This window comes from Streptomyces sp. JLBT605, from assembly GCF_058215555.1.
In genome coordinates this window covers 2,442,315-2,463,902 of record NZ_CM177087.1, presented here as the reverse complement: position 1 = coordinate 2,463,902, position 21,588 = coordinate 2,442,315, and the positions used below count along the sequence as shown (strand labels likewise).

Below are 21,588 nucleotides of genomic sequence, written 5' to 3'. Positions count from 1 at the left end.
GCTCAGTTTCCCTCCGCTTTCCTTCGCTTCCCTCGAACCATTGCCTCGCGCCATCCGTAACCCCGAGGAGTCACCGTGGAATTCGGGATATTCGTCCAGGGATACGTGCCGGACAGCCGCCGCCGGAGCGATCCGCAGGCCGAGCACCACGCGCTGATCGAGGAGACCGAGTACGTCATCCAGGCCGACCGGTCCGGCTTCAAGTACGCATGGGCCTCCGAGCACCACTTCCTGGAGGAGTACTCCCACCTCTCGGCCAACGAGGTGTTCCTGGGCTACCTGGCGCACGCCACCGAGCGCATCCACCTCGGCTCCGGGATCTTCAACCCGCTGCCGCAGGTCAACCACCCGGCCAAGGTCGCCGAGAAGGCCGCCATGCTCGACCACCTCAGCGGCGGGCGCTTCGAGTTCGGCACCGGGCGCGGCGCCGGCAGCCACGAGATCCTCGGCTTCCTGCCCGGCATCACCGACATGAACCACACCAAGGAGATCTGGGAGGAGACCATCGCGGAGTTCCCCAGGATGTGGCTCCAGGAGGAGTACGAGGGGTTCACCGGCACCCACTGGTCGCTGCCCGCCCGCAAGGTGCTGCCCAAACCGTACGGCCCCGCGCACCCCCCGATGTGGTACGCGGCCGGATCGCCTTCCTCCTACGCCATGGCGGCGGAGAAGGGGCTCGGCGTGCTGGGCTTCAGCGTCCAGAAGGTCTCCGACATGGAGTGGGTCGTCGACTCGTACAAGACCGCCATCGAGCGGGCCCGGCCGGTCGGGGCCTTCGTCAACGACAACGTGATGGTCACCTCGACGGCCGTCTGCGCCGAGACGCACGCCGAGGCGGTCCGGATCGCGGCCGGCGGCGGCCTGAACCACCTCCAGTCGCTGCTCTTCCGCTACCACGACACCTTCCCGCGCCCCGACTCCATCCCGGCCTGGCCGGAGCTGATCCCGGAGTACACCGAGGAGGTCATCGAGCTGCTGATCGCCGAGGAGCTGATGATCTGCGGCGACCCGGACGAGGTCTTCCGGCAGTGCAAGCGGTGGGAGCAGGCCGGTGCCGACCAGCTCTCCTTCGGCCTGCCGATCGGCATCTCCCGGCAGGACACCCTGCGCACCATCGAGCTGATCGGCGAACACGTCATCCCGAAGATCGACACCGACCCGGTGCACCGGACCACCCGCTTCCGCCAGTCGGCGGCGGCCTGACCGGCACCAACCCGCGCCCGGGAAAGGAGCGTCAAGCCATGCTCGACCACCTCATCCGCGGAGCGACCCTGGTGGACGGCACCGGCGCCCCCGCCCGCGCCGCCGACGTCGGCATCCGCGACGGCCGGATCGCCACCGTCGCGGACCCCGGCGCCGTCACCGGCCCGGCCCGCACCACCGAGGACGCGACCGGGCTGGTGCTGGCGCCCGGCTTCGTCGACCCGCACACGCACTACGACGCCCAGCTGTTCTGGGACCCCTACGCCACCCCCTCCATGAACCACGGAGTCACCACGGTGGTGGGCGGCAACTGCGGCTTCAGCCTGGCGCCGCTCCACCCCGACCGGCCCGAGGACGCCGACTACACCCGCCGGATGATGAGCAAGGTCGAGGGCATGTCACTACGGGCGCTGGCCGAGGGCGCCCCCTGGAGCTGGCACTCCTTCGGTGACTACCTCGACGCGCTGGAGGGCCGGATCGCCGTCAACGCGGGCTTCATGGTCGGGCACTGCGCGCTGCGGCGGCGGGTGATGGGCCCGGCCGCGGTGGGCGGGCACCCCGACGAGCAGCAGCTGCGCGAGCTGCTGCGGCTGCTGCACGAGTCGCTGGAGGCCGGCGCCTGGGGGCTGTCCACCACGCAGTCCGCCACCCACTCAGACGGTGACGGCCGGCCGGTCGCCTCCCGGCACGCCCGCCCCGAGGAACTGATCGCCCTCTCCCGCGCGGTCGGCGAGCACGAGGGCACCCAGCTGGAGGCGATCGTCGCCGGGTGTCTGGACCGCTTCGCGGACGAGGAGATCGACCTGCTGGTGGAGCTGACGGCCGCCGCCGGACGCCCGCTCAACTGGAACGTGCTCACCATCGACGCCGCCGAGCCGGACCGGGTGCCGCGCCAGCTCGTGCCCAGCGAGCGGGCCCGCAAGGCGGGCGGCCGGATCGTCGCCCTGACCATGCCGATCCTCACCCCGATGAACATGTCGCTGGGCACCTTCTGCGCGCTGAACCTCATCCCCGGCTGGGGCGAGGTGCTCGGTCTCCCGGTGCCGGAGCGGATCGCCGCGCTGCGCGAGACGGCCACCCGGGAGCGGATGCTGCGGCGCGCCCGCAGCCCGGAGGCCGGGATCTTCCGGCGGCTGGCCGACTTCGGCCGGTACGTCATCGGCGACACCTACGCCCCGGCCAACGCCGGGCTGACCGGCCGGGTGGTGCGGGACATCGCCGCCGAGCGCGGCATGGACCCCTTCCACTGCCTGGTGGAGATCTGCGCCGCCGACGAACTGCGCACCGTGCTGTGGCCGATGCCGAGCGACAACGACCCGGAGAGCTGGGAGCTGCGGCGGCGCACCTGGGAGCACCAGGACGTGCTGCTCGGCGGCTCGGACGCGGGCGCCCATCTGGACCGGATGTGCGGGGCCCCGTACACCACGCGCTTCCTCGGGGACTGCCTGCGCGGCCGGCGGCTGGTCGGACTGGAGCGGGCGGTGCGGATGCTCACCGACGACCCGGCGCGGCTGTTCGGCCTGCGCGAGCGGGGCCGGATAGCCGAGGGGTACCACGCGGATCTGGTCCTCTTCGACCCCGAGCGCGTCGACGCGGGCCCGGCGACCCTGGTGCACGACCTGCCGGGGGACAGCCCCCGGCTGGACTCCCGCGCGGTGGGCGTGGTGAGCGTGCGGGTGGGCGGGGTGGAGACCCTCCGGGAGGACGTGGTGACCGGAGCCCTGCCGGGCCGGGTGCTGCGCTCCGGTCGCGACACCAGCACCGTCACCACCCGGGGCTGAGCCGGGCCGGGCGTTCGGTGGGCGCTGGCCCGTCGTCTGTCGGCGACGGGCTTCCCGCCCGCGCCCGCCAGGCCGCGCCCGCCAGGCCGCGACGGTCAGTCCGCGACGGTCAGTCCGCGACGGTGAGGACGATCTTTCCGGTGGTGCGGCCGGCCTCGCCTGTCTCGTGCGCCTTGGCGACCTGTTCCAGCGGCAGCACCGTGTCGATCTCCACGCGCAGCCGGCCGGCGTCGACGAGCGCGGCGATCTCCCGCATGCCTGCCTGGTCGGCCTCCACGATCATGAAGGTGGAGCGGAGTCCTAGGGCTGCCGCCTCGGCCGCCAGCTCCGCCTCGGCGGGAGAGGCGAGGGAGACCACGATGCCGCCCGCGCGCAGGGTCCGCAGCGAACGGGGCCCGTAGTCACCGCCGATGGTGTCGATCACGATGTCGATGTCCCCGACCTCGGAGGCGAAGTCGGTCCGGGTGTAGTCGATGACCTCGTCCGCGCCGAGGCCGCGCAGGAACTCGTGCTTGGCGCTCCGGGCGGTGCCGATGACGTACGCGCCGCGCGCCTTGGCGATCTGCACCGCGAGATGGCCGACACCGCCGGCCGCGGCATGGATCAGCACCCGCCGGCCGGGCCGGACCCCCGCGGTGTCGATCAGCGCCTGCCACGCGGTGAGCGCGGCCAGCGGCAGCGCGGCGGCCTGCACATGGGTCAGCGAGGCCGGCTTGCGGGTGAGGTGCCGCGCGGGGGAGACCACGTACTCGGCGTAGGTGCCCGCCGGCCGGGGCGAACGCGGCATGCCGAACACCTCGTCGCCGGGCTCGAAGAGGGTCACCCCCGGTCCGACGGCCTCCACCACGCCGGACAGGTCCCAGCCCAGGCGGACCGGCGCCTGGTCACCCGCGAGGCCTCCGGTGGCCCGGTGCCACCAGTCCGTCGGGTTGACCCCCGCCGCGTGGACCCGGACGAGCACCTCGGCGGGCCCGGGTTCGGGGCGGTCCACCTCGACCACCTTCAGTACCTCCGGGCCGCCGAACGAGTCCTGGGCGATGGCGCGCATGAGCGGGTTCCTCTGCTCTCGGTGGGCCGTCCCCCGTGGTCCGGCCTGGTGTGATCAACAATGCCGACTCCGGCAGCGGCCGACGATTGGCGAGATAGTCAACATCTGAAAGGATCTGGCCATGCATCGCGTCGTCGTCCTGGCGCTCGACGGGGTCTACCCGTTCGAGCTGAGCATCCCGGTGCGGATCTTCGGCACCGCCGCAGGAGCGGACGGAAAGCCGTTGTACGAGGTGCTCACCTGCAGCCTCGACGGCCGACCGGTCCGCACCAGCGCCGACTTCGCGGTCGCCGTGGAGCACGGGAGCGACATCCTCCGCACCGCGCGGACCGTGGTGATCCCCCCGTTCACCTGCGGCCCGCAGGCCGACAGGGACTGGCTCCCGGAGCCGGTCCGGGCGGCGCTCGGCAGCCTCCGGCCCGGCACCCGGGTGGTCTCCATCTGCACCGCCTCCTATGTCCTGGCCGCCGCGGGCCTGCTGGACGGCCGCCGGGCGACCACCCACTGGATGGAGGCGGCGCACTTCCAGAGCGCCTTCCCGAGCGTCCAGGTCGACCCCGACGTACTGTTCGTCGACGACGGCGAGGTGCTCACCGCGGCCGGGGTGGCCGCGGGCGTCGACCTGTGCCTGCATCTGGTCCGCCGGGACCACGGCAGCGAGGTCGCCAACCGCGTCGCCCGGCTCTGCGTCGTGCCGCCCTGGCGCGAGGGCGGTCAGGCGCAGTTCATCGAACGCCCGATGCCCGAGCCGACGGTGGCCTCCACCTCCGCCACCCGCGCCTGGGTGCTCACCCAGCTGCATCGCCCGGTGCCGCTGGCCGAGATGGCCGGGCACGCGGGGATGAGCGTCCGTACCTTCTCCCGGCGCTTCCGTGACGAGGTGGGGATGACACCCGGTCAGTGGCTCACCCAGCAGCGGGTGGACCGGGCGCGCCGGCTGCTGGAGACCACCGACCACCCGGTGGACCGGGTCGCCGCGGAGGCCGGCTTCGGCACCGGCGCCTCGCTGCGCCAGCATCTGACCGCCGCGATCGGTGTGTCCCCCACCGCCTACCGGCAGACCTTCCGCGCCTCGTCCGGTGGCGCGGCCGCCGCCACGACCGCCACCGGATGACACGCCACCGGATGACGACGCCGGAGGATGCCCGCGCCACCGCACGACGGCCACCGCACGCGGGCCACCGGATGGCCGCGCCACCGGATGACGGCCGGGCCCGGCAGCGGCCCGACGGCACAGGTCAGTCGTCCTCGTCGTCCTCCTCGTCCTTGCCCAGGAAGATCGGATTGGTCATCGCCGCCATCGGCCCCGGTATGCCGGACGCCCCGCCGTCCGCCGGGGCATGCCGCACCTCGGCCCGCACATACGCCGCGTACGAGGCGGTCGTCCGCCACTCCACCACCCCGGACCCGTCCGGAGCCAGCGCCGTGGTGTGCAGCCGGCCCTGATCGGTGAGGAAGCGCACCGAGCAGTCCGGGCCGACGCCCGACACCTCCAGCCGGACCGTCACCGGCTCCTCGGGGGCCACCCGCAGCCGCCCGCCGATGCCCGCGTGCTGCCCCCGGCCGCCCGCCGCGCCGAAGGTCAGCTCGATGCGGGAGGACTCCGCTATCCAGCAGTGCCCGGCCCGGATCCCCGCCTGGATCGCGCGCCGTGACAGGTCGTCGGCGAGCACCACGGTCTGCGGCAGCCCCACCACCTGCGGCTCCCGGTGGGCGTCGCTGTGGCCCACGGCCGGTAGCCAGCGGCGGCGCGAACGGACCGAGGCGACCAGGGTGTTGTCCCACTCGGCGATCGTCACCTCGTCGTCGGGGGTGAAGGTGCCGTTCCACACCTCCACCGCGTCGGCGTCGTTGAAGCCGAACTTCCAGTTGCAGCCGACGCAGTCGCCGTGCGGGTGCGCCGGAATCACCAGCCCGCCGGCCTCCCGGATCCTGCGCGCGTACTTGCCGAAGGCGTTGTCCCGGGCCCGGTAACGCCAGTCGATGAACACCCCCGGATCGGTGCCCATCGCCACCACATGGCCGTTGCGCGTGGTGACCTCCTCCCCGGTGAGGATCAGCAGATCGTCCCCCCACAGCCCCTCGAAGGCGCCATGGCTGGAGGTGGTGTTGTGCTCGGTGGTGGTGATGAAGTCCAGCCCGGCGGCCCGGGCTGCCGCCACCAGCTCGGCCGGGGTGCGCTTGCCGTCCGAATACACCGTGTGCAGATGGCTGTCGCCCCGGTACCAGGCGCGGCCGCGCCCTTTCGCCCGCTGCGGCGGGTAGTTTGGCTCCGGCGTCCGGCCCGGCTCGCCGAACCGCAGCGTGATGGTCACCGCGTACGACAGGCCCTGCGGCGCGACGGTGTACGGGCCGAGCACCACATGCCAGGTCCCGGCATGGACCGGGCCGGCCAGATAGCCGGGTGTGGCCTGCTGCGCGCTGATCGCGAACTCCGAGCGGGCTCCGCCGGACCAGCCGCGGAAGCCGCGCCCGCCCAGTTCCGTGCCGCGCTCGTCGAAGACGCCGATGTCGCAGGTGTTGCCCTGAGTGCCGGCCGGTACGGTCGGCTTGTCGTACCGGTACGAGACGGCGATCTCGCGCACCCCGCGCGGGACCTCGACCGGCAGATAGACGAAGTCCGGTGACCCGGCGGGCAGATGCCCCGTGACCGTCCGGGTCCGCTCGCTCCCCGGCGCCCCGCCCGCCCGCTCGCTCGGCCCTTCCTCGGCGTGCGCGAACGTCACCGGATCGAGCGTCAGCGCGCCCGCACCGGCCAGCGCGGAGAACCTGAGGACATCGCGTCGTCGCATCCGGGACCCCTTCGGTCGAAAAGTGCCGCGTGACACCGTTCTACGCCGATGCGACGGGAAGCGAAACGCCTGTGGATAACCCCGTGACGACGCGCCGACACCTCCGCGCCCCGCCTATTCCCGCCACCGGCCGGATCCTCCCGTGACAAGCCGCACAGCCTCCGTGACCCGCCGAAGCCGGCAGTGTCACAGACCGCTCGTATCCTCGGAGGATGACCACGAGCGCGCAGGGATCCCAGTCGCCCGCCCCCACCGCCAACGCCATGCGGCGCGCGCTCAAGCGCGCCCGGGACGGGGTCGCGCTGGACGTCGGCGAGGCCGCCGTGCTGCTCCAGGCGCGCGGCGCGGACCTGGAGGACCTGTGCGCCTCCGCGGCCCGGGTGCGGGACGCCGGCCTGGAAGCCGCGGGCCGCCCGGGCGTCATCACCTACTCCAAGAGCGTCTTCATCCCGCTCACCCGGCTCTGCCGCGACAAGTGCCACTACTGCACCTTCGTCACCGTCCCCGGCAAGCTGCGCCGGGCGGGCCAGGGGATGTTCATGTCCCCGGACGAGGTCCTCGCCATCGCCCGCCGCGGCGCCGAACTGGGTTGCAAGGAAGCCCTGATCACGCTCGGCGACAAGCCCGAGGACCGCTGGCCGGAGGCGCGCGAATGGCTCGACGCGCACGGCTACGACGACACCATCGCCTACGTCCGGGCGATCTCCATCCGCATCCTGGAGGAGACCGGGCTGCTGCCCCACCTCAACCCCGGCGTCATGAGCTGGACGGACTTCCAGCGGCTGAAGCCGGTCGCTCCCTCCATGGGCATGATGCTGGAGACCACCGCGACCCGCCTGTGGAGCGAGCCCGGCGGCCCGCACCACGGCTCCCCGGACAAGGAGCCCGCCGTCCGGCTGCGCGCCCTGGAAGACGCCGGCCGCAGCTCCGTCCCCTTCACCAGCGGCCTGCTGCTGGGCATCGGGGAGAGCTACGAGGAGCGCGCCGAGTCGCTGTTCGCGCTGCGCCGCGTCTCCCGCGCCTACCACGGCATCCAGGAACTCATCATGCAGAACTTCCGCGCCAAGCCGGACACGGCGATGCGCGGAATGCCGGACGCCGAGCTGGACGACCTGGTCGCCACCGTCGCCGTCGCCCGGCACATCATGGGCCCCTCCGCCTGCCTCCAGGCGCCGCCCAACCTGGTCGACGCCGAGTACGCGCGGCTCATCGGCGCCGGCATCGACGACTGGGGCGGGGTCTCCCCGATCACCCCGGACCACGTCAACCCCGAGCGCCCGTGGCCGCAGATCGAGGAGCTGGCCGAGCGCTCCGCCGCCGCCGGCTTCCAGCTCAAGGAACGCCTCTGCGTCTACCCGGAGTTCGTCCAGCGCGGCGAGCCCTGGCTGGACCCCCGTCTGCTGCCGCACGTCCGCGCGCTGGCCGACCCCGCCACCGGCCTGGCCCGCGAGGACGCCGTGGTCGAAGGCCACCCCTGGCAGGAGCCCGAAGACGCGTTCGTCTCCTCCGGACGCACCGACCTGCACCACACCATCGACACCGAGGGCCGCACCACCGACCGCCGCGACGACTTCGACGCGGTCTACGGAGACTGGGACGCGCTGCGCGAAGCGGCGGCCCCCGGCATGGCCCCGGAGGCGATCGACGCGGACATCAAGGCCGCGCTCTCCCAGGCCGCCGACGACCCCACCAAGCTCACCGACCCCCAGGCCCTGGCCCTGCTGCACGCCGACGGCCCGGCGCTGGACGCTTTGTGCCGCATCGCCGACGACCTGCGCCGCGCCACCGTCGGCGACGAAGTGACGTACATCGTCACCCGCAACATCAACTTCACCAACGTCTGCTACACCGGCTGCCGTTTCTGCGCCTTCGCCCAGCGCCGCACCGACGCCGACGCCTACACCCTCTCCCTGAGCCAGGTCGCCGACCGCGCCCAGCAGGCGTGGGAGGTGGGCGCCGTCGAGGTGTGCATGCAAGGCGGCATCCACCCCGACCTGCCCGGCACCGCCTACTTCGACATCGCGCGCGCGGTCAAGGAGCGCGTCCCCGGCATGCACGTGCACGCCTTCTCGCCCATGGAAGTCGTCAACGGCGCCACCCGCACCGCCATGTCGATCCGCGACTGGCTGAGCGCGGCGAAGGAAGCCGGTCTGGACTCCATCCCCGGCACGGCCGCCGAAATCCTCGACGACGAGGTCCGCTGGATCCTCACCAAGGGCAAGCTGCCCACCGCCACCTGGGTCGAGGTCGTCAAGACCGCGCACTCGCTCGGTCTGCGCTCCTCCTCGACGATGATGTACGGCCACGTCGACCAGCCCCGGCACTGGCTCGGGCACCTGCGGCTGCTGGCCGAGATCCAGCAGGAGACCGGCGGCTTCACCGAGTTCGTGACCCTGCCTTTCATCCACACCAACGCCCCGGTCTACCTGGCCGGCATCGCCCGCCCCGGCCCCACCACCCGCGACAACCGCGCCGTCACCGCGATGGCCCGCGTCCTCCTCCACCCGCACATCACCAACATCCAGACCAGCTGGGTGAAGCTCGGCACCGAGGGCGCCGCCGAAATGCTCCGCTCCGGGGCGAACGACCTGGGCGGCACCCTGATGGAGGAGACCATCTCCCGGATGGCCGGCTCCTCCTACGGCTCCTACCGCTCCATCCGCGACCTGATCGCCATCGCCGACGCCGCCGGCCGGCCCGCCCGCCCGCGCACCACCACCTACGGCCAGGTCCCGGCCGAGCGCCAGGAGGCGGCCCTGGCCTCGGACGGCCACCTGCCGGAGCTGCTGCCGGTGCTGGAGGACTGACCCGCCGCGTTGATGACGTCCTTCACATTCCCCACCGGGACGGAGCGCGTTTCCCTCGGTCCATTACAGTGCTGAGCCAGTTCACCGGCGGCACCGCCGTGCCCGTCACCCGCGGAGAGGAGCGAGGTCGTGACCGCGTCTGCCAGCGCAACGGCCGTGTGGGGCCGTGCTGAACAGCAGGACTTCCGGAGCCGGGTGCGGGGCTGTCTGCTCGGTGGCGCGATCGGCGACGCCCTGGGCGCCGGCGTGGAGTTCGCCTCGCTCACCTCGATCCGCCATGAGCACGGGGCGAGCGGGGTGACCGACTTCGTCCCGGCCTACGGCAAGCGGGGCAGCGTCACCGACGACACCCAGATGACCCTGTTCACGGTGGACGGACTGATACGCGCCCAGGTGCGCCGGGACACCGGAGCCTGGCACCCGCCGACCGACATCCACGCCGCGCACCGCCGCTGGTACGCCACCCAGCGCGACTGGGGCCCCGACGAGCGGAAGAAGGACGACGGCTGGCTGGCCCGTGAGGAATGGCTCTACGCCCAGCGGGCCCCCGGCCGGGCCTGCCTGTCCGGGCTGGCCGAGGAGACGATGGGCACGCTGGACCGGCCCAAGAACCCGGACTCCAAGGGCTGCGGCGCGGTGATGCGGTCCGCGCCCTTCGGGCTGCTGGTGGGCTGGGAGCCGCAGCTGGTCTTCCAGCTCGCCATCGAGTGCGCCGCGCAGACCCACGGCCATCCCACCGGCTACCTCTCGGCGGGCGCCTTCGCGCTGATCGTGCACGGCATCGCGCGCGGCGAGGACCTCGACGGAGCCGTCCAGCGGGCGATGGCCCATCTGGCGACCCGGCCGGGTCACGAGGAGACGACCGACGCCCTCAAGCACGCGCTCGGCGCGGTCCGGCAGGGGCTGCCCACCCCGGAGCGGGTGGAGTCCCTGGGAGAGGGCTGGACGGGCGAGGAGGCGCTGGCGATGGCGCTCTACTGTGCGCTGGTCGCCGAGGACATCCGCCACGGACTTCTGCTCGCCGTCAACCACGGCGGGGACAGCGACTCCACCGGCTCCATCTGCGGGAATCTGCTCGGCGCCCTGCACGGCGAGACGGCGTTGCCCCCGGCCTGGCTGGCGGAGCTGGAGGGACGCGCCACCATCCTCCAACTGGCCGACGACTTCGCGATGGAGATGACCCAGGGCCCCGCCCTGCACGGACCGGCGGGCTCCGCTCCGGCCTGGCTGGCCCGCTACCCGCGCGGCTGACCGGCCACCGCCGACCGCCCGCCCACCTGAGCCTTCGAAGGACGGCCCGTGACCACGACGCCTCAACCGCCCGAAGACCCGTCGCTCCCGGACGACGTATGGGAGAAGTTCAGCAACGACTCCGAGGCGTCCATACGGGCCACCGCCCCCAAGGAGCCGTCCGCCCGCGCGCGCATGGTCACCCGTCGACTGCGGGACGAGGACGAGCAGGCGAGGCTGGACGGCCTGGCGCCGGCCCGGCCGCCGAAGCGCTCGTTCCGGGAACGCAGGGCGGCGCGCCGCGCGGGCTTCGATCTGCCCCGGACGCGCCGGACACCGCGCAAGCCCCGGACCCCGCGGAAGCGCCGGGCATTCCGGATATCCCAGGCACCCCGGGCACCCCGGACGCGTCGCGAACCCCGGCGCGGCGGCAGCTTCCTGGACCGCTGGCGGACACCGATCGTGGTGGTGCTCACCCTCTCGATCGGCCTGCTGGTGCTGAACCCGATGGAGACGCTGTCCTGGCTGCCCGGGATCGGCGACTCCTCGGGCAGCAGCCAGGAGCCCGAGCCGACGCCCGGCCCCCAGGGATCGCCCAGCTCCTCGGTGGGCCCGCGCACGCCGGAGTCCGCCGCCTCGACGCCCCCGAGCAGCCCGACGGCCGTGCCGACGATGCCGCACCAGCCGCAGCGCACCGAGACGCCGGCCGCCCAGGACGTGTGACGTGCCCTCGGCCCTGGGTGGATGACGGGGTCTCGCCAGCGACTAGCTCAGCGCCTTCGCCAGCCGGCGCAGACCCTCGGCGATCTCCTCCGGGGTGTGCGTGACGAACGACAGCCGCAACGCTGCCGGGTCGGGGTCGCTCGCGAAGAACGGCGCCCCCGGCACGTAGGCCACATCGTGCGCGACCGCGTCCCGCAGCCGGTCGGTGGCGTCGAAACCGCCGGGCAGCGAGGCCCACACGAACATCCCGCCCTCCGGCTCGTTCCAGCGCGAGCCCTCGGGCAGGGCCTCGCCCAGCCCCGCCAGCAGCGCGTCGCGGCGCTCCCGGTAGGCGCCGCGCACCCGCGCCAGATGGGCGTCCAGGTCGTTGTCGGCCAGATAGCGGGCGGCGGCCATCTGCACCACCGTGGAGGTGTGCAGGTCGGCGGCCTGCTTGGCGATGACGCAGGCGCGGCGCAGCGCGGCCGGGCCGCGCAGCCAGCCCAGCCGCAACCCGGGGGCCATGGTCTTGGAGAGGCTGCCGGTGAGCACGGTGCGATCGGCGGCCTCCGGATACGAGGCGATCCACGGCCGCGGGCTTCCGGCGAACCGCAACTCCCCGTAGGGGTCGTCCTCGACGATCCACATCCCATGCCGCTCGGCCACCGCCGCGACCGCCCGCCGCCGCTCGGCGGGCAGGGTGCGGCCGGTCGGGTTCTGGAAGGTCGGGATGGTGTAGAGCAGCTTGGGCCGCTCGGCCACGACCAGTTCCTCCAGTGCCACCGGGTCCAGCCCGTCCTCGTCGGACGGCACCGAGACGATCCGCGCGCCCGCGAACCGGAAGCACTGGAGGGCGGCGAGATACGTCGGCGCCTCGACCAGCACCACATCGCCCGGCTCCAGCAGCGCTGCCGACAACAGCGACAGGGCCTGCTGGGATCCGCTGGTGATGATCAGGCCGTCCGCCTCGGTCGGCAGTCCGCGCGCGGTCAGCCGGGCGGCCGTCCGGGCGCGCAGCCCGGCGTCCCCCTCGCTGGTGGAGTACTGCAGCGCCTGGGGAGCGGACTCGGCGAGGACGGCGCGGAAGGCGGCGGCCATGCCGCCCGCGTCGAACAGCTCGGGCGCGGGCAGCCCGCCGGCGAACGAGATGACTTCCGGACGTGCGGTCAGCGCGAGGATGTCGCGTACCGGGGAGCCGGCGACCGAGGTGGCTCGGGAGGCGAGGTCGGGGACATCGGCGCGCATGGGGCGGCTCCTTCACTCGTGGGCTCGTTCACCCGTCCGGGATCCGTTCGGGCGTACGGTGCAGCCTACGGAGAAGGCTGTCAGGGGCAACGAGTTGTCCGCGATGCGGGCATCGGTCGCGGCCGGCAAGAAAAGACAGCGGAAGGCTATTCCGCGGTCCTTGACGGGACTTCGCGAGCCGACCGCGGGAAATTCCCGGAAACCGGCCGCAATTGTTCAGGCGTCAACGGGAAATGGGCGAGCCCTCTCGGCAGGGACGGCGACCGGTCGAGAGGGCTCGCTGGGAGTACTGCGGTGTGGTGCGGTTTGTTCAGAGAAGATCAATCGATGTCGAAAGCGCCACCGGAGACCTCCGCGACGAACGAGGTCCACGATTCCGGGGCGAAGCTGAGGGCCGGTCCCTGCGGGTCCTTGGAGTCGCGCACGGCGATCGCCTGAGCGGTGGGGGACGCCACCTCCACGCAGGCGCCGTTGCCGCCGGAGTGCGAGGATTTCATCCAGGCACTCTGATTTCCGAGCTGAATTGACACGTTTACTCCGATGCGTTCGGTCGGTGTGTTTCGCCTCCTGGGGGAGGTGTGATCGACACTACTCGGCAACTTCCGCATGAAGATGGGGCGTTCACTCGACCGGATGGCATATTCCATCGTCGTCTTCCGTGTGACACAGGAGGCGGTGTACTCTCCGCCGCCGCTTCCTCCTTCACCATCAGTCCGAGGTAATGCTCGCGCGGTGATCCTCGGCCACCCGGGTGATGAACTGCCGGCTCTGGTCGACGTTCAGCGCCTGGGCCCGCAGATGCTCGTACATCATGCTGTAGCTCTGCACATCGGAGAGTTTCTCCAGGTAGAGATCGCTGGTCACGCCTTCCAGATAGACCACGCTGGTGTCCGACTCATCCGAGAACTCCAGAATGGTGAACTGCCCGGTCATCCCCGGATGCGAGCCCATGTCGAACGGCAGCGCCTGCACCGTCACATGCGGCTCGTAACTCATGCGGACCAGATGCTCCAGCTGATCGGCCATGATCTGCGGGCTGCCGACCACCCGGCGCATCGCCGATTCGTCGACCACCGCCCACAACCGCAGCGGACTGAGCGGGTCGGTGATCCGCTCCTGCCGCCGCAGCCGGACCTGGACGCGCTGTGCGAGCTGGTCCGCCGGGGCCTCCGGAAGCGCACCGCCGATCACCGCCTCCGCGTACTGCGGGGTCTGCAGCAGACCGGGCAGGATCTGCGGCTCGTAGACGCGCAGTGACGCCGCGTCCGTCTCGAACCCGATGTACACGCTGTACGGGACGTCGCCGAAGGCGTTCCACCAGCCCTGCTGCCGGGACTCCTTGGCCATTTGCATCAGTGACTCGACGAGGTGCTTGTCCTCGACCTTGTAAACCCGGCAGAGGTCGCGCACATCGCGCTGGCTGATGCTGCGGCGACCGTTCTCCAGTCGGCTGATCTTCGACTGGGAGACCATCAGCTCCTCCGCCACCTCCTCCGCCGTCATCCCCTTCTCCTGGCGGAGCCTGCGCAGCTCCTGGCCCAACCGGCGTCGTCGAACGGTGGGACCGACGTTGGACGTCACGGGACGTGCACCTCCGGCTTCGTACTGCTTCTTCTGCTGGTCGGCAGCCTGCCACCATCGGCCTCGGCCGCGCTGGGAAATGGCTGCACCCAGTGTCGGGGCGGGCACGATCGGCGACAGATGAGGAGTCGCGAATCCGAAGGCCGGGGCGCCGGGCCGCGCGGGCATGCGCACGGGGCGGTGGGCCGGTCGCCGTCCGAGGCGGCCGGCCCACCGCCCCGCGTTTCGGCAGCGGCTCCCGTACCGGTCAGTGGGGACTGTGGTGCGGTCGGTGGTGCGGTTGCTCCGGGTGGTGCGATCGCTGAGGGCGGTGCGTGAACTCTTGCCGAACTCCTGCCGCCGGGTGCGGCCCGGCGGATGGCGCGGGAACCTCAGCGGGCCCCGACGCGGGCCATGCTCCCGCGGCGGATCGGCTGCTGCGGGACGCCTGCCGCGGGCTCGCTGCGCGCGGTGGCCTGCCGTCCTGTCCCCGGTGCGCGCCGTGGCTGCGCGGCGACGCCGTTCTGCACGTCCATCACGGCGTGTGCCACGAGCCCGCCCATCGGGTCGTGCCTTATGAGATCCCGGAGCCTGGAGCGCGAGGAGCGCCCCTCGTTCCCGGGATACAGGTGCTTGCCGAGCCCGACCGCGTGGGCCAGGGCGGCAAGCGCCGCGGTCCGCGGGTCCGGCGGCACGCCGGTGCGGATCGCGTTGTCCAGCCGGGTCCTGATCTCCCGGCTGATCGCCGTGTCCGTCGCCTGGTAGCGAGTCGTCGGCAGCACTCCGCACATCTGGCCCGCCACGGCATGGACCATGCCGCACCGCTCCAGATGCGTGAGGTACGTCTGGCGCAGCCCCAGCCGGGGCCCGCCGATCCAGTGGACGGCGCGCACCGGGCTGCCGCGGCGGCGCAGCAACTCGAGCGCGGAGTCCAAAGTCGGATCTCCGGTCGGCCGTGGCAGCACCACGGCGATACGATCCCCGTCTGGGGCTATCCGTCCTGCCAGAGCCAGCTCCACTAGCTGTGCCCCGGCAAGGCCGAGGTCGAGCGACTGCGGCTGCGCCGTGGTACCCGTGGCCGGGTCCAAAGCGAGCAGCAGAAGCTCCTCCGGAATTGTTCTGCGGCTCCTGCCCATCCATGCCTCCCCGCGTGGATGAATGACAGGGTGACCCCTCTCACATTGGTCTGTCGAGAGTGCGTGGGGGGTTCGGGCTGGAACCGGTAGGTATGTCGTTCTCGTCTAGCACGGCGACGGCGGCCTCGGTGGGCTAGTCGACGGTGCCGCTGCACGAATCCGCCGCGGCGACCCAGGACACTGTTAACGGATGACTGCGGGATGACGCCGTGGAGACGGCGGGCGTCCCGCGCGAGGCATGGCGAGGAGGCATCGGTGGCGGGCGAGTCCCCCGACACGTCGGATCAGCAGAAGTCGTCGGGGGAGACGACTGGGGATGCACGGGACCCGCGGCTCGCGGTCTTCCGGGAAGCGGAATCTTCTCCGGACGCCGCCGAGGCCGACGGGGGCGCCGCACGGGACGCCGGACAGGACGCCGCGGACGCGGACGCCGAGGCGTCCGCGCAGGCGCCGGACGAGCCGTCCGCGCCCGCGTCGCCCGACCGCGCGACCGCGGTCTTCCGGACCGTGGGCGCGGGCCGGACGGGCTCGGAGACGGGCGAGGCGAAGGCGGCGGAAGCGTCGGAGACCCCGGAATCCGCGGAGGCCGCGAAGTCCTCGGGACCGTCGGCGGCGGGCTCCGCGGCAGCACCTGCGGCAGGGTCCGAAGCGGAAGCGCAAGCGGAACCGGAGGCCGGTGGAGCTCAGGGCACCGACGCCGACCGGGACGCCGCTGATGTTCGCGATGGTGAAGCCGCGGTGAGTGGCGACGAGGACGGGCGTCCGGCCGCCGGACGGCTGCCGGTGCGCCCGGGCGCCCGGGGCGGCGGTGCCGCGGTCGGCAACGCCCCCGCGACCGGCGCCGAAGGCCGCACGCCGCGCGAGAGCGAGAGCAGCGCCGGCGAAGAGCGCGCCGAGGGTGGAGCGAAGGGTGCGACCGCGGGCCGTGACGAGCGGCTGCGCGACGCGGTGGCCGCCTGGGTCTCCGGCACGTCCGGCGACGAGTCCGAGGACGCCGGCGGTGCGGACGCCGCGAGCGCCTCGCCCTCCGGCGGCGATGACGCCGAGAAGACGACCGGGTCCACCGCCGGGAAGAAGACGCCGAGCACGGACGCCGCGACCGGCGCCGAGCCGGACAGCGCTTCCGGCGAGAGCAAGGCGCCGGGCGCGGACACCAGGACCATGACCTTCGGCACGCTGCGCCAGCAGTCCGCCGAGCGTCCGGCCGACCAGGCCACCGCCGTCTTCGGGGCCCTGCGTCCCGGATCCCCGGAGGCCGACGGCGCCGAGGACGGCGAGGACGCGCCCGCGCGGCGGTCCGCCGACCGGGCGACCGCCTTCTTCGGCGCGATCCGGCCCAGGACCCCGGAGGCGGACCGGACCGAGGACTCGGCGACCGCCGCCGCCCCGGCCGGCGCCGGGAGCGAGACGAAGGCCGCCGACCCGAAGGCGGCGTCGGCCGGTGACAGCGGGCCGGGCGCCGACGGCTTGGGCGAGCGGAGCGAAGCCGCCGGGGCCACGGCCGTACGCACCAAGGAAAAGGAGGCGGACGCCGAGAAGCCGGGCGCGGCTTCGGGTGGCGGCGGCCGCTCCGAGCGGCCGGTGGACCAGGCGACCGCCGTTTTCGGGGCCGTCCGGCTCCCCAAGACGCCGGAGTGGGCCGACAACGCCGACAACGCCGGCGACGCCGACGACGCCGGCAAGGCAGGCGAAAGCGGCAAGGCCGGCGAGGCCGAGGAAGCCGGCAAGGCTGACAAGGGCAGCGAGAGCGGCAAGAGCGGCAAGGGCCGCGACGCCGGAACGTCCGCGCAGGCCCGCACGGGCGGCTCCGCCGCGCCCGCGCGCCCGGGCACCGTGCCGACCGCTCCGAACGGCCGCCCCAGCACCTTCGTGCCGCTGAGATCCGACGACGCCCCGGCCGCCCCGGCCGCGGGCCCGTCCGGCTCCTCCGCTCCGGCGGCCCGGACCACCCCGGCGAAGCCCGGTGCTCCGGCGGCCCCCGCGGCCTCCCCGGCTCCGGCCACCGCCGCGCCGCGGCCGCTGCCGGAGTCCGAGCGGACCAAGCAGCAGCCGCTGCCGCCGCCGGGCGAGCCCGCGCCGCTGGATCTGCTGGCGCAGCTGACCAACACCCCGCCGCCGCCGGAGACCACCAAGCGCACCATCGTGCGGCGGGTCAAGATCTGGACGCCGCTGGTCGCCCTGCTGGCGATCGTCTTCTGCACCGCGCAGGCGCTGCGGCCGCTGCCCGAGCCCGAGCTCCGGCTGGCCGAGCAGACCGCGTTCACCTTCGAGGGCGGCAAGTTCGCCATGCCCTGGCCCGACCAGGGCCAGGCGGCGGTCCTGGTCGAGGGGGTCGGCAGCATGGGCACCTACGGCGCGCAGAAGCCGGTGCCGATCGCCAGTGTCACCAAGGTCATGACGGCGTACGTCGTCCTCAAGAACCACCCGCTCAAGCCCGACGAGCCCGGCGAGAAGATCGAGATCGACGCCCAGGCGGCCCAGGAGTCCCACGCCAAGGACGAGTCCAAGGCGACGGTCAAGGAGGGACAGCAGTTCACCCAGCGCCAGATGCTGGAGATGATGATGATCCCGTCCAGTAACAACGTCGCCCGTCGGCTCGCCCGGTGGGACGCGGGCAGTGAGGAGGCGTTCGTGAAGAAGATGAACGCCGCCGCCAAGGCCCTGGGCATGACGAACACCACGTACACCGACCCCAGCGGCCTCAAGGCGACCAGCAAGAGCACCGCGACCGACCAGCTCAAGCTGGCGCGGGCGGTGATGAAGAATGAGACCTTCCGCAAGATCGTGGCGACCCCGGACATCGAGATCCCGGGCGTGGGCCGGATCTTCAACAACAACCATCTGCTGGCGAAGCCGGGCCTCGGGGTGCGCGGCATCAAGACCGGTTCCAGCACCCCGGCCGGCGGCGCCCTGATGTGGGCGACCTACCGCACGGTCGGCGGCAAGGACCGGCTGATCCTCGGCGTCACCCTCGACCAGCACGCCAACAGCACCGACTCCAACGCCCACCTCGCGCTCGTCCTGCAGAAGGCCGAGGAGCAGATCAGGGCGGTGCGCGGGGCGCTGACCTCGGCGACCCTGGTGAAGAAGGGGCAGGTCGTCGGCGAGGTGGACGACGGGCTGGGCGGCACCACCCCGGTGGTGGCCACCAAGGATCTGAAGGGTGCCGGGTGGCCTGGCCACAACGTGGACTTCGCGCTGGCCGCGGACGCCAAGGGGGTGCCGCACTCGGCCAAGGCGGGCACCGTCGTGGGCACGCTGACGGTCGGCACCGGACCGGGCCGGGCGACCGTCCCGGTGGCGCTCCAGCAGGACCTGGCGGAGCCGTCGTTCTCGGCCAAGCTGACCCGGGTCTCCTGAGGGATCCCGGGCGGGCCTGCTGCCTTCCGGTCGCGGCGGCCGGAAACCACCTTCGCCAGGTGGCCGGCCGCCGCCCCGCACAGCGGCGGGGAGGCGACCCGTGCTAGCGTCGCCAGCGCCCCTGGTACGGCCCACCCTCCCCTGAAGTGGAACCGCGGGGAGCCCGGCGAGTGTCGAGAAGTGAGTATCGAAAAATGGGGGAGACCTCCGGGGGAAGACGGGGAGAGCCGCAGTGACGACCGTGGATCCGGCGCGGGCCGAGGACAGCGGTAGCGGCGCGCAGAGCACCGCCGCGCGAATACGAGTTCCCGGGCAGCGCAAGCCGGCGCCGAGCGCCGGCCGTAAGCGGCCTCACAACGATGTCGAGCAGCAGTCCGACGGGCGTCGTCACTGGGCGTGGCGAATCCGGAGCGTAGTGTTCCATCCTGTGCCCGCCGCTTTGATCCTCGCAGCACTGCTGCACCTGCTGTGGGTCACGCTGCTCGCCAACAGCGGTGGCGACCTCGCCGCGCAGGACGCCTGGGCGGAGTTCGCCATCAAGCACCCGGACCGGGCGTACAACCTGTCCTGGTACGGCGGCATGCACGTGGTCTCGTACAGCGTCATCTCGCCGCATGTGATGGCCTACCTCGGCGTCCGGACCACGATGATGATCGCCGGGACGGTCTCGGCCGGGCTGCTGGCGCTGCTGGTCGTGCGCAGCAAGGTCCAGCGCCCGTTGTGGGCGTCGCTCTACGGCACCGGGGCGCTGGTCTGCAACGCGATTTCCGGCCGGGTGACCTTCGGCCTCGGCCTGATGTTCGGCCTGGGCGCGATAGCGGTGATCTTCGCCTGGCCCACCCGCTGGCGCTCCCGGCGCTGGTCCCACCGGACCGTGCGCTGGCTGCTGGCCGCCCTGCTGGCGGCGCTGGCCACCATGGGTAGCCCGGTGGCCGGACTCTTCGTGGGTGTGGTGGCCGCCGCGCTCTGGCTGACCAAACGCCGCCCCGCCGCATACGCCCTGGGGATCACCCCGGTGGTGGTGGTCGGGCTGTGCGCCTGGCTGTTCCCGTTCTCCGGGACCCAGCCGATGATCGTCTGGTCGACGATCCTGCCGTGCCTGACCGCCTTCGCCGTCTTCCTCTGCGCCCCGAAGCAGTGGCGCACGGTCCGGGTCGGCGCCGTCCTGTACGGCATCGGGACCATCCTGGTCTGGGCGATCCCGTCGCAGATCGGCACCAACATCACCCGGCTCAGCATGATCTTCGGTGGCGTGGTGCTGACGGCGGCGCTCACCGGCTGCCGGCGGCCCTCGACCCAGGAGGTCCGCACCAGCGCGTACGGCCGCAAGTGGCTGGTGCTGGTGATGGGGCTGATCATGGTCAGCGTCTGGCAGGTGGTGAAGACCGCCGACGACATCATCCACACCACCCCCGCCGCCGCGTGGGACAAGGAGCTGGCGCAGCCGCTCATCGACCAGCTGGAGCGGGTGGAGGCCGACCGCGGCCGGGTCGAGGTGGTCCCGGTGCGCAGCCACCGCGAGTCCTCCGCCCTCGCCCCCTACGTCAACCTGGCGCGCGGCTGGAACCGCCAGGCCGACATGAAGCGCAACCCGATCTTCTATGTGGAGGACAAGCCCCTCGACCCGGGGCAGTACCGCGCCTGGCTCGACCGCTGGGCGGTGCACTATGTCGTACTCCCCAAGGACGAGCCCGACGTCTGGTCCGTCCCCGAGGCGGATCTGATCGCCGGCGGGCTGCCGTTCCTGCACGAGGTCTGGTCGGACGCCAACTGGAAGCTGTACCAGGTCAACGACCCGACCCCGATCGCCGACTCGCCCGCCACGGTGGTGCGCGCGGGCGCGGACGAGCTGGTCCTCGACGTCGAGTCCGAGGGGCCGGTGCTCATCCGCATCCCGTACTCGCCATGGCTGGGCCTGGTGGACGCCGACGGCGACGGCTACAAGGCGCCCAAGCCGGAGCAGGACGGCGGGCTGCCGGTCAACCGCAACGGCTGCCTGACCAAGCAGGTGCAGGAAGCGGAGCAGGGCCAGCCGGAGGACGAGTGGACCGTGCTGCACGCCCCGCACCCCGGCACCTACCGGATCGCGGCCCCGTACCAGTTCCCGCGCGGCACGACCTGCCCCGACGAGATGGTGGACTGAGCCTTCCGGTTCCCCACACCATCGCCGGGGCTCCAGCCCCGTCCTGGCATCGCTCGATCGGGTCACGAGCCCGCCTCATTCGCTGCGTGACCCTGGCGCAACCGTGCGTACAGCCCGAGACTTTGGGCGTGCGGACGTGCGCCGGGGGAGGCGCGCGAGGCGAGGGGACGGGACAGGCAGTGCCACAACAGAGCATCGTGATCGACGTCAGGGGCGGGCAGGGCCCGGAGGCGGAGCTGCGCGGCATCGAGGGCTGGCTGGTCGACGAGGACGAGTTCACCGGCCACTGGTCCTTCACCACCCGGCCGGTCCCGGGCACCGCCGGAGTGGCGCGGGAGCTGGCCGTCGCGGTGACCACCACGGTGCTGGTCGAGGCGGCCCGTTCGCTGGTCAACGCGCTGGCGGGCTGGCTGCGCACCCGGCTGCGGCTGAGCCGGGGCGAGCCGACCGTGGTGGTGGTACGGGTGCCCGGGCGTGAGCCCGTGGAGATCACCGAGAGCGACCTCACCCCCGAGAAGGTGCCCGACCTCGTCGCGCGGATCAGGGAGGAGCTGGAAGCCGCCGCGGCCGGCGGGGAGTGA

Annotated in this window: 15 protein-coding genes; 9 read left to right on the top strand and 6 right to left on the bottom strand. The window is 72.6% G+C overall.

Annotated features, from left to right (window positions below; all coding sequences use genetic code 11):
* Positions 1-75 precede the first annotated feature (75 nt).
* Both AC4BDD_RS10995 and AC4BDD_RS10990 read left to right on the top strand, forming a co-directional pair.
* Positions 76-1,203 carry an LLM class flavin-dependent oxidoreductase gene (locus AC4BDD_RS10995; protein ID WP_490690815.1) on the top strand — a complete coding sequence of 376 codons (1,128 nt, stop codon included), beginning with the start codon at positions 76-78 and terminating at the stop codon, positions 1,201-1,203.
* Between the two features lie 38 nt (positions 1,204-1,241).
* Positions 1,242-2,984 (top strand): N-acyl-D-amino-acid deacylase family protein, encoded by a 1,743-nt coding sequence (locus tag AC4BDD_RS10990; protein ID WP_490690814.1) that lies wholly within the window; start codon positions 1,242-1,244, stop codon positions 2,982-2,984.
* A gap of 109 nt (positions 2,985-3,093) precedes the next feature.
* Here AC4BDD_RS10990 and AC4BDD_RS10985 read toward each other — a convergent pair whose 3' ends face one another.
* Positions 3,094-4,032, bottom strand: coding sequence for an NADP-dependent oxidoreductase (locus AC4BDD_RS10985; protein WP_490690813.1), 939 nt, complete (start codon positions 4,030-4,032; stop codon positions 3,094-3,096).
* Positions 4,033-4,153: 121 nt separating this feature from the next.
* On the opposite strand from AC4BDD_RS10985, the gene AC4BDD_RS10980 reads away from it, so the two are divergent.
* Positions 4,154-5,146, top strand: coding sequence for a GlxA family transcriptional regulator (locus AC4BDD_RS10980; RefSeq protein ID WP_490690812.1), 993 nt, complete (start codon positions 4,154-4,156; stop codon positions 5,144-5,146).
* A gap of 124 nt (positions 5,147-5,270) precedes the next feature.
* Here the strand turns inward: AC4BDD_RS10980 and AC4BDD_RS10975 are convergent, their stop codons facing one another.
* Positions 5,271-6,824 carry a CehA/McbA family metallohydrolase gene (locus AC4BDD_RS10975; protein WP_490690811.1) on the bottom strand — a complete coding sequence of 518 codons (1,554 nt, stop codon included), beginning with the start codon at positions 6,822-6,824 and terminating at the stop codon, positions 5,271-5,273.
* A 212-nt stretch (positions 6,825-7,036) separates the two neighbouring features.
* Here AC4BDD_RS10975 and AC4BDD_RS10970 point away from each other — a divergent pair, with 212 nt between their 5' ends.
* The 3 genes from AC4BDD_RS10970 to AC4BDD_RS10960 all read left to right on the top strand — a co-directional run bounded on the left by AC4BDD_RS10970 (position 7,037) and on the right by AC4BDD_RS10960 (position 11,584).
* Entirely contained in the window at positions 7,037-9,631 is a 2,595-nt protein-coding gene (locus tag AC4BDD_RS10970) for a bifunctional FO biosynthesis protein CofGH (RefSeq protein WP_490690810.1), read from the top strand.
* 129 nt (positions 9,632-9,760) lie between these two features.
* Positions 9,761-10,882, top strand: coding sequence for an ADP-ribosylglycohydrolase family protein (locus tag AC4BDD_RS10965; RefSeq protein ID WP_490690809.1), 1,122 nt, complete (start codon positions 9,761-9,763; stop codon positions 10,880-10,882).
* 48 nt (positions 10,883-10,930) lie between these two features.
* Complete coding sequence (locus AC4BDD_RS10960) at positions 10,931-11,584, top strand: hypothetical protein (protein WP_490690808.1); 654 nt, start codon at positions 10,931-10,933, stop codon at positions 11,582-11,584.
* A gap of 42 nt (positions 11,585-11,626) precedes the next feature.
* Here AC4BDD_RS10960 and AC4BDD_RS10955 read toward each other — a convergent pair whose 3' ends face one another.
* From AC4BDD_RS10955 to AC4BDD_RS10940, 4 genes are all read right to left on the bottom strand, one after another.
* A complete protein-coding gene (locus AC4BDD_RS10955; RefSeq protein WP_490690807.1) occupies positions 11,627-12,808 on the bottom strand; it encodes an aminotransferase-like domain-containing protein in 1,182 nt (393 codons plus the stop codon).
* A gap of 320 nt (positions 12,809-13,128) precedes the next feature.
* Positions 13,129-13,338: a DUF397 domain-containing protein gene (locus tag AC4BDD_RS10950; RefSeq protein WP_490690806.1), complete on the bottom strand. Its 210-nt coding sequence runs from the start codon at positions 13,336-13,338 to the stop codon at positions 13,129-13,131.
* A 178-nt stretch (positions 13,339-13,516) separates the two neighbouring features.
* Positions 13,517-14,389 (bottom strand): helix-turn-helix domain-containing protein, encoded by an 873-nt coding sequence (locus AC4BDD_RS10945; RefSeq protein WP_490690805.1) that lies wholly within the window; start codon positions 14,387-14,389, stop codon positions 13,517-13,519.
* Between the two features lie 371 nt (positions 14,390-14,760).
* Complete coding sequence (locus AC4BDD_RS10940; protein WP_490690804.1) at positions 14,761-15,504, bottom strand: GOLPH3/VPS74 family protein; 744 nt, start codon at positions 15,502-15,504, stop codon at positions 14,761-14,763.
* 255 nt (positions 15,505-15,759) lie between these two features.
* On the opposite strand from AC4BDD_RS10940, the gene AC4BDD_RS10935 reads away from it, so the two are divergent.
* The 3 genes from AC4BDD_RS10935 (at position 15,760) to AC4BDD_RS10925 (ending at position 21,588) form a co-directional block, all read left to right on the top strand.
* Positions 15,760-18,864 (top strand): serine hydrolase, encoded by a 3,105-nt coding sequence (locus tag AC4BDD_RS10935; protein WP_490690803.1) that lies wholly within the window; start codon positions 15,760-15,762, stop codon positions 18,862-18,864.
* A gap of 232 nt (positions 18,865-19,096) precedes the next feature.
* Positions 19,097-21,007, top strand: a complete 1,911-nt coding sequence (locus AC4BDD_RS10930; protein ID WP_490690802.1) for a DUF8823 domain-containing protein — start codon at positions 19,097-19,099, stop codon at positions 21,005-21,007.
* A 197-nt stretch (positions 21,008-21,204) separates the two neighbouring features.
* Positions 21,205-21,588 (top strand): effector-associated constant component EACC1, encoded by a 384-nt coding sequence (locus AC4BDD_RS10925; RefSeq protein WP_490690801.1) that lies wholly within the window; start codon positions 21,205-21,207, stop codon positions 21,586-21,588.